9 protein-coding genes are annotated in these 12,336 nt (G+C 71.2%); 6 read left to right on the top strand and 3 right to left on the bottom strand.

Features of this window, described 5'->3' with window-relative positions:
• The first annotated feature begins 13 nt into the window (after positions 1-13).
• Positions 14-1,039, top strand: coding sequence for a tRNA (adenosine(37)-N6)-threonylcarbamoyltransferase complex transferase subunit TsaD (gene tsaD / locus COA07_RS15505; protein WP_096641322.1), 1,026 nt, complete (start codon positions 14-16; stop codon positions 1,037-1,039).
• Positions 1,036-2,019 carry an NAD(P)H-dependent glycerol-3-phosphate dehydrogenase gene (locus COA07_RS15510; protein ID WP_245842198.1) on the top strand — a complete coding sequence of 328 codons (984 nt, stop codon included), beginning with the start codon at positions 1,036-1,038 and terminating at the stop codon, positions 2,017-2,019. Before tsaD ends, COA07_RS15510 begins: the two co-directional genes overlap by 4 nt.
• Before the next feature lie 107 nt (positions 2,020-2,126).
• Here COA07_RS15510 and COA07_RS15515 read toward each other — a convergent pair whose 3' ends face one another.
• On the bottom strand, positions 2,127-2,288 hold the full coding sequence (locus COA07_RS15515; RefSeq protein WP_083957088.1) for a DUF1674 domain-containing protein: 162 nt from the start codon (positions 2,286-2,288) through the stop codon (positions 2,127-2,129).
• A 188-nt stretch (positions 2,289-2,476) separates the two neighbouring features.
• Here COA07_RS15515 and COA07_RS15525 point away from each other — a divergent pair, with 188 nt between their 5' ends.
• The 4 genes from COA07_RS15525 to purH are packed head-to-tail and all read left to right on the top strand — an operon-like array spanning position 2,477 to position 7,811.
• Positions 2,477-3,748, top strand: coding sequence for an RsmB/NOP family class I SAM-dependent RNA methyltransferase (locus COA07_RS15525; RefSeq protein WP_096641323.1), 1,272 nt, complete (start codon positions 2,477-2,479; stop codon positions 3,746-3,748).
• 25 nt (positions 3,749-3,773) lie between these two features.
• Positions 3,774-4,436 carry a ribulose-phosphate 3-epimerase gene (rpe, locus tag COA07_RS15530; protein ID WP_066713506.1) on the top strand — a complete coding sequence of 221 codons (663 nt, stop codon included), beginning with the start codon at positions 3,774-3,776 and terminating at the stop codon, positions 4,434-4,436.
• A complete protein-coding gene (locus tag COA07_RS15535; RefSeq protein ID WP_096641324.1) occupies positions 4,433-6,175 on the top strand; it encodes a heparinase II/III family protein in 1,743 nt (580 codons plus the stop codon). Before rpe ends, COA07_RS15535 begins: the two co-directional genes overlap by 4 nt.
• Positions 6,176-6,233: 58 nt before the next feature.
• Positions 6,234-7,811, top strand: a complete 1,578-nt coding sequence (gene purH, locus COA07_RS15540; RefSeq protein WP_066711642.1) for a bifunctional phosphoribosylaminoimidazolecarboxamide formyltransferase/IMP cyclohydrolase — start codon at positions 6,234-6,236, stop codon at positions 7,809-7,811.
• A gap of 56 nt (positions 7,812-7,867) precedes the next feature.
• Here the strand turns inward: purH and COA07_RS15545 are convergent, their stop codons facing one another.
• Complete coding sequence (locus COA07_RS15545; protein WP_066711643.1) at positions 7,868-9,385, bottom strand: lipopolysaccharide biosynthesis protein; 1,518 nt, start codon at positions 9,383-9,385, stop codon at positions 7,868-7,870.
• 151 nt (positions 9,386-9,536) lie between these two features.
• On the bottom strand, positions 9,537-12,308 hold the full coding sequence (gene polA / locus COA07_RS15550; RefSeq protein WP_066711644.1) for a DNA polymerase I: 2,772 nt from the start codon (positions 12,306-12,308) through the stop codon (positions 9,537-9,539).
• Between the last annotated feature and the right edge of the window lie 28 nt (positions 12,309-12,336).

Consider the following 12,336-nt stretch of genomic DNA (forward strand, 5'->3'; position numbering starts at 1 on the left):
CTAGATAGCGGCGATGCTGATCCTGGGCCTCGAATCCTCCTGCGACGAAACCGCCGCCGCGCTGGTGACCGGCGACCGCCGCGTGCTGGCGCACCGGCTGGCCGGGCAGGAGGCGGCGCACCGCCCGTACGGCGGCGTCGTACCCGAAATCGCCGCGCGCGCGCATGTCGAGGCACTGGAGCCGCTGATCCACGCCGCCTTCGCCGATGCCGGGGTGACGCTGGCGGATGTCGATGCGGTCGCCGCCACCGCCGGGCCGGGGCTGATCGGCGGGGTGATGGTGGGGCTGGTCACCGGCAAGGCACTGGCGCACGCCGCGGGCAAGCCGCTGGTCGCAGTCAACCATCTGGAGGGGCACGCGCTCAGCCCGCGGCTCGCCGACCCGGACCTCGACCTTCCCTATCTGCTGCTGCTGGTGTCGGGCGGGCATTGCCAGCTCCTGCTGGTGGAGGGGGTCGGCGCCTATCGCCGGCTGGGCACGACGATCGACGATGCCGCGGGCGAGGCGTTCGACAAGACCGCCAAGATCCTCGGCCTCGGCTTCCCCGGCGGCCCGGCGGTGGAGCGTGCCGCCGCCGATGGTGACGCCACGGCGGTCCCGCTACCGCGCCCGCTGAAAGGGTCGGCGGAGCCGCATTTCTCGTTCGCGGGGCTGAAGGCGGCGGTGGCGCGGGCCGCGCCCGATCATGCCGCGGCGGACGTTGCGGCGAGTTTCCAGCAGGCGGTGGTTGATTGCCTGATCGACCGGACGCGCCGCGCGCTGCGCATCGCCGCTGGCGCGACCGCATTGGTCGTCGCGGGCGGGGTCGCCGCCAATGGCGCGGTGCGCGGGGCGCTGAAGGGGCTGGCGGACGAGCACGGGCTGCGCTTCGTCGCGCCGCCGCTGTGGCTGTGTACCGACAATGCCGCGATGATCGCCTGGGCCGGCGCGGAGCGGTTCGCCGCCGGGCTGACCGATCCGCTCGACGTCGCGGCACGCCCGCGCTGGCCGCTCGATCCGCACGCGGAAAAGGTGCGCGGCGCGGGGGTCAAGGCGTGAGCGGCGGCGGCGTCATCGGCGTCATCGGCGCGGGCGCCTGGGGCACCGCGCTGGCTCAGGTCGCCGCTGCCAACGGGCATGAGGTGCGGCTGTGGGCGCGCGACGCCGGCCTGGTCGCGGCGATCAACGACCGCCACGAAAACGCCGCCTATCTGCCGGGCATCCCGATGTCGCCGCTGATTCGCGCCACCGGCGATCTGGCGCATGTGGCGGCGGCGGAGGCCAATCTGATCGTCACGCCCGCGCAGGCGATGCGCGCGGTGCTCGCCGACCTGCCGCAGCATGGCCACCCGCTGATCCTGTGCTGCAAGGGGATCGAGGCGGGCACCCACTTGTTGATGAGCGAGGTGGCGCAGGCGGTGCACCCCGCCTCCCCGGTGCTGGTGCTGTCCGGGCCGACCTTCGCCGCGGAGGTCGCGCGCGGGCTGCCCACCGCGGTGACGCTGGCGTCGGCGGACGCGGCGACCGGCCGCGCGCTGACCGCGCGGATCGCGGCGCCGCATTTCCGTCCCTATGCCAGCAACGACGTGATCGGCGCGGAGATCGGCGGGGCGGTGAAGAACGTGCTGGCGATCGCGTGCGGCGTCATCGCGGGCGCGGGACTGGGCGAGAATGCGCGCGCCGCGCTGATCGCGCGCGGCTTTGCGGAAATGACGCGCTTCGGCCTGGCGAAGGGCGCGCGTGCCGAAACGCTCGCCGGCCTGTCCGGCCTGGGCGACCTGGTGCTGACCTGTTCGTCGACCGCCTCGCGCAATTTCTCGCTCGGCATGGGGATCGGCGGCGGCGAACAGGCCGCGGCGCTGCTGGCGAACCGCCGCACCGTGGCGGAGGGCGCGCATACCGCGCCGGTGCTGCGCGATGCCGCCCGCGCGATCGGGGTGGAGATGCCGATTACCGAGGCGGTGTGCCGGCTGCTGGCGGGCGATGCGGTGCACGACGTGATCGGCGCGCTGCTCGCCCGGCCGCTGCGGGGGGAATAGGCCCGATCACCGTCGCCCCGCCGGAAGCTTGGGTCTCTCGCGAAAATGACGACACGGCCGACAAGCGAAAGATCGCAGCTTTGGCTTGGATGACGATGGGGGAGCGGTCAGAAATCGACCGCGATGCCCTTCAGCTCCCAGTCGCCGAATCGCACCGGGTCGCGGCCGAGCGGATCGTGCTCCGGCCGCTCGACCGGCTCCGGCTCGGGCACCGGGGTGTTCGGCGTCAGATAGGCGGGCGGGCGGACGTGATCGGGACGCTTGCCCATGGGATTCTCCGTTCAGCCGGGGTGGATGGCACATATGGCGGCGAAGGAGCGGCTTCAAGCCGACCATGTTGCCGCGCTGCCCGCAATGGCGCAGGAGGCGGGGATGATCGCTTCCCCTTCTGCGCACCGCGCCGCCCTTGCCCCCGTCACCGGTTGCCGCGCCGGCGCCCTCGCTCCGTCCGCCTGACATGGCGCGCGACATGACCCGCGCGGGCGAGCCGCTGGGCACGGCCGCGCGCCGCGCCGCGCTGCGCCTGCTCGATGCGGTGCTGCGGCGGGGCGAGCCGCTCGAATCGGCGCTGGGGCTGGCGACGCGCGCGCTGCACGGCGGCCCGGACCGCGGGCTGGCGCATGCCATCGCCGCCGAGACGCTGCGGCGGCTGCCCGATCTGGATGCGCTGATCGATTCGGCGACGCGCAACCGGCTGCCCGACGATGCCAAGGCGCGGTTCGTGCTGCGCATCGCGCTGGCGCAGGTGCTGGGGCTGGGCACGCCGCCGCACGCTGCGATCTCCACCGTCCTGCCGCTGGTCGACGGCGGCCCGCGCAAGCTGGTGCATGGCGTGTTCGGCACGCTGATGCGCGGCGGCGTGACGTTGCCGGAGGTGCCGACGCTGCCCTCCGCGGTCGCCGGACGCTGGCGCGCGGCCTGGGGCGAGGACGTCGCCGCCGCCGCCCGCGCGATCGCCGCGCCGCCGCCGATCGACCTGTCGCTCGCCGACCCTGCGTGGGACGGGATCGACGCGCCGTCACTCGCCCCCGCACATCGCCGCGTGCCGGCGGGCAGCGCGGTCGGCGAATTGCCCGGCTATGACGAGGGTGCGTGGTGGGTACAGGATATCGCCGCGTCGATCCCCGCACGGCTGATCGGGCGCGGCGACGGCGTCGCGCTGGACCTGTGCGCCGCGCCCGGCGGCAAGACGCTGCAGCTTGCCGCGGCGGGCTGGCGCGTGACCGCGGTCGACGCATCGGAAAGTCGCGCCGCGCGACTTGAGGAGAATCGCGCGCGGACCCGCCTGCCCTTCGACATCGCGATCGCCGACGTGCTCGGCTGGCAGCCCCCCGCCCCCGCCGCGGCGGTGCTGGTCGATGCGCCGTGCAGCGCGACCGGCATCTTCCGCCGGCACCCCGACGTCCTGTACCGCGCGCATGACGCGATGGTGGCGGAGATGGCCGACGTGCAGGCGCGTATCCTGGATCGCGCCGCCCAATGGGTCGCGCCGGGCGGCGTGCTGGTCTACGCCACCTGTTCGCTGGAACGCGCCGAGGGCGAGGATCAGGCGACGCGCTTCGCCGCCGCGCACCCCGGCTTCACCCCGCTGCCCGCCACGGCGGACGAACTGCCAGCCGGCATCCCTGCCACCCCCGAAGGCTGGGTCCGCACGCTGCCGGGGATGCTGGAGGACGCGGGCGGATGCGACGGCTTCTTCATCGCGCGATGGCGTCGCGCTTTGACGTGAGGCGCGGGCACGCTATCGGGGCGCCATGATCAAGCCCGTCCGCATCGCCCCGTCGATCCTGTCCGCCGATTTCGCCCGCCTGGGCGAGGAAGTCCGCGCGATCGACGCGGCGGGGGCGGACTGGATCCATATCGACGTGATGGACGGGCATTTCGTGCCCAATATCACGATCGGCCCGGCGGTGGTGAAGGCGCTGCGCCCGCACACCGCCAAGCCCTTCGACGTCCATCTGATGATCTCCCCGGTCGACGCCTATCTGGACGCCTTTGCCGAGGCCGGGGCGGATACGATCACCGTCCACCCGGAAGCGGGCCCGCACATCCACCGCTCGATCCAGCATATCAAGGGGCTAGGCAAGCGCGCCGGCGTGGTGCTGAACCCCGGCACCCCGGCCAAGATGCTCGATTACCTGATCGACATGGTCGACCTGGTGCTGGTGATGAGCGTCAATCCCGGGTTCGGCGGACAGCATTTCATCGACAGCCAGCTCAGGAAGATCGCCGCGATCCGCAAGATGATTGACCAGTCGGGCCGCGATATCGACCTGGAGGTGGACGGCGGGATCGACGCGGCGACCTGCCGCCGCGCGATCGAGGCGGGTGCCGACGCACTGGTCGCCGGCACCGCCACCTTCCGCGGCGGGCCGGAGCGCTACGCCGACAATATCCGGATGCTGCGCGGGGGATGACCGACGACGCGCCGGACGGGATCGAACAGGGAAAACGGCTCATCAAGGTGGAGCCGAATGCCGCGCTGTCGCTGTCGCACCGGCTGGCGCATTACCTCGAACGGCTGACGTGGCGCACCCCGCTCCACGACCGGCGGCTGGACGGGCGCCACCCGGTCAAGCTGGTGGCGGTGCCGGTCGATCCGCTGCCGGGGGATGAGGACGCGGGCAACGCTTTGCTCGACGGGTGGATGGTCGCGGGCGGGGAACGCCGTCCGCTCGCCGACCTGGATATCGCGCGGCTGACCGGCGGGGCGGCGTTCGTTTCGCATGTCCATGGCTTCGAATGGCTGCGCGACCTCGACGCGGTCGGCGACCGTGCGCGCACCGTCCCCGCGGCGGAGGCGCTGACGGCACGCTGGCTGGCGGCGCATGGCGATCACGTATCCGACGTGGCGTGGCGCCCCGACGTGGTCGCACGGCGGCTGATCCAATGGTCGTTCCACGCACCGTTGCTGCTGTCGTCGACCGACCTCGTCTTCCGCTCGCGCATCCTGAACGGCATCGCGCGCGCCGCCCGCCACCTCGATCGTACCGCGGACAAGGCACCGGCGGGCGCCGAGCGGATCATCGCCTGGGCCGGGGTGATCGTCGCCGGGCTGCTGATCCCCGGCGGGGAAACGCGGCTGGCGATCGGCGAGGTCGGGCTGGCGCGCGCGCTGGACGCCTCGATCACCGACGACGGCGGCATCGTCAGCCGATCGCCCACCGCATTGCTCGACGCGATGGCCACCATCGGGCTGCTGCGCGCGGCCTATGACGCACGGCGCCAGTCGCTGCCGCTGGTCGTGCAGCAGATCTTGGCGCGGATGACCCCCGCGCTGCTCGGCGTGGCGATGGGCGACGGCGGATTGTCGAGCTGGCAGGGCGGTCTGCCGGTCGATGCGCAGCGCCTGAACGACGTGCTGATGGCCAGCGGCGCGCACGGCCGCCCGCTGCGCCAGGCGCGCGACTGGGGCTATCAGCGGCTGGCGGCGGGCGGATGCGTGCTGGTGATGGACGCCGCGCCCCCGCCCGCCACGCCGGTCGCCGGCTGCGGATCGGCATCGACGCTGGCGTTCGAGCTGTCGGACGGGGCGGAGCGGCTGATCGTCGGCTGCGGCGGGGCGGCGCTGGCCGCCGCGCGCTATTCGCCCGAGGTCGCGCTGGGGCTGCGCTCCACCGCCGCGCATTCCACGCTGGTGCTGGCCGATTCGCATTCCACCGCGCTCCACCCCGACGGCACGCTGGGCCGCGGCGTGGCGGAGGTGGAGCTGGCGCGCCAGGAATCGGAAGCGGGCAGCCGGATCGAGGCGCGCCACGACGGCTATGTCCGCCGCCACGGCCTGTATCATCGCCGCCAGCTGCTGCTGACCGGCGACGGGCGCGAGCTGCGCGGCGAGGATTCGCTGCTGCCCGCGCCGCGCACCGGCCCCGCGTGGCCGCGCCGCGCGAACCGCGGGCCGACGCCGTTCTCGCTGCGCTTCCACCTCGGCCCCGGGGTCGAGGCGGTGGCGACCGCCGACGGGCAGGCGGCGATGCTGCGCACCCCGTCGGGCGCGTTCTGGCAATTGCGCGCCCGCGGCGAACGGCTGGTGGTGGACGACAGCATCTGGACCGATCCCGCCGGGCGCATGGTCCCCACGCGCCAGGTGGTGATCGAGGGGCTGGCACAGGCCGGCGGCGCGCATGTCGGCTGGGTGATGAAGCGCGCGCGATAGCGGATCGCGGTCCGCTAATGGGTTGAGCGATCCGGCCCCAGCGCCTATCCGCGCGCGGATGACGACCACCCTCCCCATCCGTCGCGCGCTCCTGTCGGTATCCGACAAGAGCGGCATCGTCGAACTCGCCACCGCGCTGGCGGCCAATGGCGTCGACCTGATCTCCACCGGCGGCACGGCGAAGACGCTGCGCGACGCGGGCCTGCCGGTGCGCGACATTTCCGACGTGACCGGCTTTCCGGAGATGATGGACGGGCGCGTCAAGACGCTGCACCCCAAGGTGCACGGCGGGCTGCTGGCGGTGCGCGACGATGCCGCCCATGCCGCGTCGATGGAGGAGCACGGGATCGGCGCGATCGATCTGGTCGTCGTCAACCTCTACCCCTTCCAGCAGACGGTGGCGAAGGGCGCCGGGCGCGACGAGGTGGTCGAAAATATCGACATCGGCGGCCCGTCGATGGTGCGTTCGGCGGCGAAGAACCACGCCTATGTCGCGATCGTCACCGATCCGGCCGACTATCCGCTGGTCATTTCGGGCGAGACGACGCTGGCCGATCGCAAGCGGCTGGCGGCCAAGGCGTTCGCGCTGACCGCCGAATATGACGCGGCGATCGCCAGCTGGTTCGCCTTCGCCGACCAGGGGCTGACCTTCCCCGATACGCTGCCGTTCGTGCTGAAGCGCGCCGGGCCGGAGCTGCGCTATGGCGAGAATCCGCACCAGCACGCCGCCTTCTACGCCGCCGCGGGGACGCAGGCGCGCGGGATCGGCCAGGCGCGGCAGGTGCAGGGCAAGGCGCTGAGCTACAACAATTACAACGACGCCGATGCGGCGCTGGAACTGGTCAGCGAATTTCGCGACGGCGATCCGGCCTGCGTCATCGTCAAGCACGCCAATCCGTGCGGCGTCGCGACCGGCGCGACGCTGACCGAGGCGTATCGGGCCGCGTTTGCCTGCGACACGGTCAGCGCGTTCGGCGGGATCATCGCGGTCAACCGCCCGCTCGACCGCGCCACCGCGGAGGCGATCACCGGCATCTTCACCGAGGTGGTGGTCGCGCCCGACGCCGATGAGGAAGCGATCGCATTGTTCGCGGCGAAGAAGAACCTGCGCCTGCTGCTGACCGGCGAACTACCCGATCCGGCGCGCGCCGGGCTGACCGCGAAGACGATCGCGGGCGGCTGGCTGGTGCAGTCGCGCGATGCCGGGCGGATCGGCCTGTCCGATCTGAAGGTGGTGACGCAGCGCCAGCCGACCGAGCAGGAACTGGCCGACTGCCTGTTCGCCTGGACGGTGGCCAAGCACGTCAAGTCGAACGCGATCGTCTATGCCAAGGACGGCGCGACCGCGGGCGTCGGCGCGGGGCAGATGAACCGCCTGGAATCGGCACGCATCGCCGCGTGGAAGGCGAAGGACGCCGCCGACAAGGCCGGGTGGGACGCGCCGCGCACGATCGGATCGGCGGTGGCCAGCGATGCCTTCTTCCCGTTCGCCGACGGGCTGCTGGCGGCGGTGGAGGCCGGGGCGACCGCGGTGATCCAGCCGGGCGGGTCGATCCGCGATGCCGATGTCATCGCCGCCGCCGACGAAGCCGGGCTCGCGATGATCTTCACCGGGATGCGCCATTTCCGGCACTGATCGCAAATCGGCGCCGTCGCCCCGGCCCAGGCAGGGGCGACGACCCCGTGCTGCGTTCAGCGGATGAACCCGCCCTCGTTAGGGATCGTGGCTTCCTCCGCGCTCGGCATCTTGCTGAACAATGCGCGGTCCTCCGGGCCGAAGGCGTAGCGCCAGATCACGAACAGATACGCGGCCAGCGTCGCGGCCACCCCGATCGACACCTGCGCCCAGCGCCAGCCCGGCGGCAGCAGCGCGAAAGCCCCGCCGACCAGCGCCCCCGCGCACGCCGCCCAGACCAGCGGCCAGCGCATCGGCGACACGCTGCTGCCCAGCAGCCGCCCCAGCATCCACGCCTTGATGAACGAGGTAAGCAGCAGCACCAGCATCAGCGCGACCGGCGCGCCCGCCGCCTGCACCGTCACACCATAGCCCGCCGCGCGCAGCACCAGGATCAGTGCGAACGACAGCGCGATCTGCAGCGCCAGCATCGTCATCGACACCAGCAGGTTGCGGTGCCGCGCCATATAGACCAGCGCCGATTCGGATACCGCGCCGGTCGAGGCGAAGACCTCCGCGAACAGCAGGAACACCATCGCCGCCGCGCCGCTGACGAACTGCGGCCCGATCGTCGCCATCACCCCTTCGCGCGGGATCGACGCGGTGATCGCCAGCGCCAGTTGCGCGGCGATGATCCAGAACGCCACCTGCCGCACCTGCCGCGCGATCGCCGCCAGGTCGCCGCGCGCTAGGCTCTGCGTCACGACCGGGCCCAGGATCGGGTCGAAGCTGGTCTTCAGCTTCTGCGGCAGGCTCGCGACCTGTTGCGCCATGTAATAGATGCCGACCACGCTGGGCGGGAACAGTGTGCCCAGGATCAGCCGGTCGACGTTACGGCTGCCCCATTCCAGCGCGTCCGCGCCCGCCAGCGGCGTGTTCGCACGCGTCATCTGCCACAATGGCCCGACATGCGGCGACCATCCGTGCGGCACGCCATAGCTGCGGATCAGCGGCACGATGCTGGCGGTCAGTGCGGCGACCATGCTGGCGACATAGGCCAGCACCAGCCCGTCCTTGTGCGTGAAGAACGAGAAGATGAACGCGAAGATCGACAGCGTCCACGGCTCGATCACCGCGCGCGCGGTGACGCTGGCCTTCACATTGTGGCGATAGGCGAGCGCGGCGAGGCTGACGTCGGACAGCGCGGGGGCCAGGATGATGAGCGGGAAGAACCGGTCCAGCCCACCGATCGCCGAATTGGGGTACATCGCCTGTGGAAAGGCGAACAGCACGGCACTGGCCAGCAGGCTGGCGATCGTGGCGAGCGCCAGCGCGTCGAAGACCACATGATTGTGCGGGCGCTGCGTCGAGGACAGCGCCTGCGCCAGCCCGCGCTTCAGCCCCAGCGTCGCGAGCAGCGCCGCAAACTCCACCACGACGACCGCGATCGCGAACCGCCCGACCAGTTCCGCGCCGTACATGTGGCCGGCGATGAACAGGAACGGGATGCGCGCGCCCAGCCGCAGCACGAAGCCCGCGACGTTGGTGCGGCCCCCCTTGGCGAGGGCGGCGATGTCCTCGCTCTGCCCGGTCATGCGCCGCCTGCCGGCCCGTGCGCCTGTGGACGAGGACGCGCGAGGGCAAATCGAGGCCGCGCCGCGGCAAAGCCGCGTCGTCGGACGGGCGTTGCCCGCCGGCCGCGCTTGCTCGAGTCAGCGGGCAGCAGCCCGCTGCCAAGCTGCGCGGTCAATGTGCCGCCCCCCAGCTGGCGCCGACCCCGATCTCCACGCCCAGCGGCACGTCCAGCGTCACCGCCGGTTCGGCGGCGGCCGCCATCACCCGCGCGATCACCGCGCGCGCCGCCTCCACATCGCCTTCGGGCAGTTCGAACACCAGTTCGTCGTGCACCTGCAACAGCATTCGCACGTCGTGCAGCCCCGCCTCGGCCAGCGCCGGTTCCATCCGCAGCATCGCCCGCTTAATGATATCGGCGCTGGTGCCCTGGATCGGCGCGTTGATCGCGGCGCGCTCGGCGCCCTGGCGTTCGTGCTGCACCTTGCTGCGGATGCGCGGGAAATGCGTCTTCCGGCCGAACAACGTGGTGGTGTAGCCGCGTTCACGCACCTGGGTCAGCGTTTCGGCGATGTAGCGGTTGATGCCCGGGAAGCGATCGAAATAGCGGTCGATCATCGACTGCGCCTCGTCCGCCGAAATATCCAGCCGCCCCGCCAGTCCCCAGCGACTGATGCCGTAGAGGATCGCGAAGTTGATCGTCTTGGCGCTGGCGCGGGTGTCGCGCGTCACCTCGCCGAACAGCTCCTGCGCGGTCAGGCTGTGGATGTCGTCGCCGCGCGCGAACGCTTCCTTCAGCTGCGGCACGTCGGCCATGTGCGCGGCCAGCCGCAGCTCGATCTGCGAATAGTCGGCGGCCAGGATGACGTTGCCCGGCTCCGCGACGAAGGCGTCGCGGATCTGCCGTCCCACCTCGGTACGGATCGGGATGTTCTGAAGATTGGGGTCGGTCGACGACAATCGCCCGGTCTGCGCGCCGGTCAGCGAATAGCTGGTGTGGACGCGCCCCGTGGCGGGGTTGATCTGTTCCTGCAGCGCGTCGGTATAGGTGTTCTTCAGCTTGGTCAGCTGGCGCCATTCCAGCACCTTGGTCGCGATCGCCGCACCGGGCGAATCCTTGTCGGCCGACAGCCGCTCCAGCTCGGTCACGTCGGTGGAATAGACGCCGCTCTTGCCCTTGCGTCCGCCCTTCAGGCCCATGCGCTCGAACAGGACGTCGCCCAGCTGCTTGGGGCTGCCGATCGTGAACGGCCCGCCGGCAAGATCGTGGACGACCGTCTCCAGCGTCGCGATCTGGCCGGAAAAGTCGCCCGACAGCTGCGCCAGCCGCTCGCGGTCGACCTTGACCCCGCGCTGCTCCATCCGCGCGACCACCGCGACCAACGGGCGGTCGACCATCTGGTAGACGCGCGTCGCGCTTTCCACCGGCAGGCGCGGGCCGAACCGCCGCCACAGCCGCAGCGTGACATCGGCATCCTCCGCCGCATAGCGGGTCGCCGCCTTCAGATCGACTTCGCGGAAGCCGAGCGCCTTCTTGCCCGTGCCCACCACGTCCTTGTACGCGATGCAGCTGTGCGACAGGTGCGTCGCGGCCAGTTCGTCCATGCCGTGGCCGTGCAGCCCGGCGTCGAGCGCGAAGCTCATCACGATCGTGTCGTCATAGGGGGCCAGCGTGACGCCCCCGGTCGCGGCATAGGCGCGCGCCAGCACGATCATGTCATATTTCAGGTTGTGCCCGATCTTGAGGACGCTGCCGTCCTCCAGCAGCGGCTTCAGCTTGGCCAGCGCGACCGCGGCGTCCAGCTGCGCCGGCTTTTCGGCGAACATGTCGGTGCCGCCATGCGCCAGCGGGATGTAGCAGGCCAGATTGGGATGGAGCGCGAGCGAGATGCCGACCAGATCGGCCGCCATCGGATCCTTGCCCGTCGTCTCGGTGTCGACCGCCACCCACCCCTGGTGCCGCGCGACCGCGATCCAGCGGTCCAGCGCGGCCTCGTCCACCACGGTTTCATAGCCGTCGTGGTTGCACGGCGGGTCTTCCTCCTGCGGCACGCCGGCCGGCTCGGCGACCGGCGCGTCGGCGACCTGGCCCAGCCGCGACAGCAAGGTGCGGAACCCGTGATGCTCCAGAAAGGCGCGCAGCGGCGCGTCGGGGATCCCCTGCAACGCCAGTTCGTCAAGCGGCTGCGGCAGCGGCGCGTCGCACTTCAGCGTCACCAGCACCTTCGACAGCCGCGCATTGTCGGCATGTTCGATCAGGTTGTCGCGCAGCTTGCCCTTCTTCATGTCGGGCGCGGCGGCGAGCACCGCTTCCAGATTGCCATGTTCGGTGATCAGCTTGGCCGCGGTCTTCGGCCCGACGCCGGGCACGCCGGGGACGTTGTCGACGCTGTCGCCCATCAGCGCCAGCACGTCGCCCAGCTTCTCGGGGCCGACGCCGAACTTCTCGACCACGTAATCGGGGCCGAGGGTGCGGTTGTTCATCGTGTCGAGCATGTCGACCGACGGATCGGTCATCAGCTGCATCAGATCCTTGTCGGAACTGACGATCGTCACCTGCCAGCCTTCCGCCAGCGCGGCGTTGGTGTAGCAGGCGATGATATCGTCCGCCTCCAGCCCCTCCGTCTCGATGCACGGCAGGCTGAACGCGCGGGTGGCGTCGCGGATCATCGGGAATTGCGGGACCAGATCCTCCGGCGGGGGCGGGCGATGCGCCTTGTACTGGTCGTACAGGTCGTTGCGGAACGTCTTGCTCGACTTGTCCAGCACCACCGCCATGTGCGTCGGCCCGTCCGCCTTGTGGACCTGGTCGGCCAGTTTCCACAGCATCGCGGTATAGCCATAGACCGCGCCGACCGGCTCGCCATGCTTGTTGGTGAGCGGGGGCAGACGGTGATAGGCACGGAAGATGTAGCCCGATCCGTCGACGAGGTAGAGGTGCGGCATGGCCCTGCCCTAAAGCGATTCGCGCGCG

It is taken from the genome of Sphingomonas adhaesiva, assembly GCF_002374855.1.
Classification (GTDB): domain Bacteria; phylum Pseudomonadota; class Alphaproteobacteria; order Sphingomonadales; family Sphingomonadaceae; genus Sphingomonas; species Sphingomonas adhaesiva.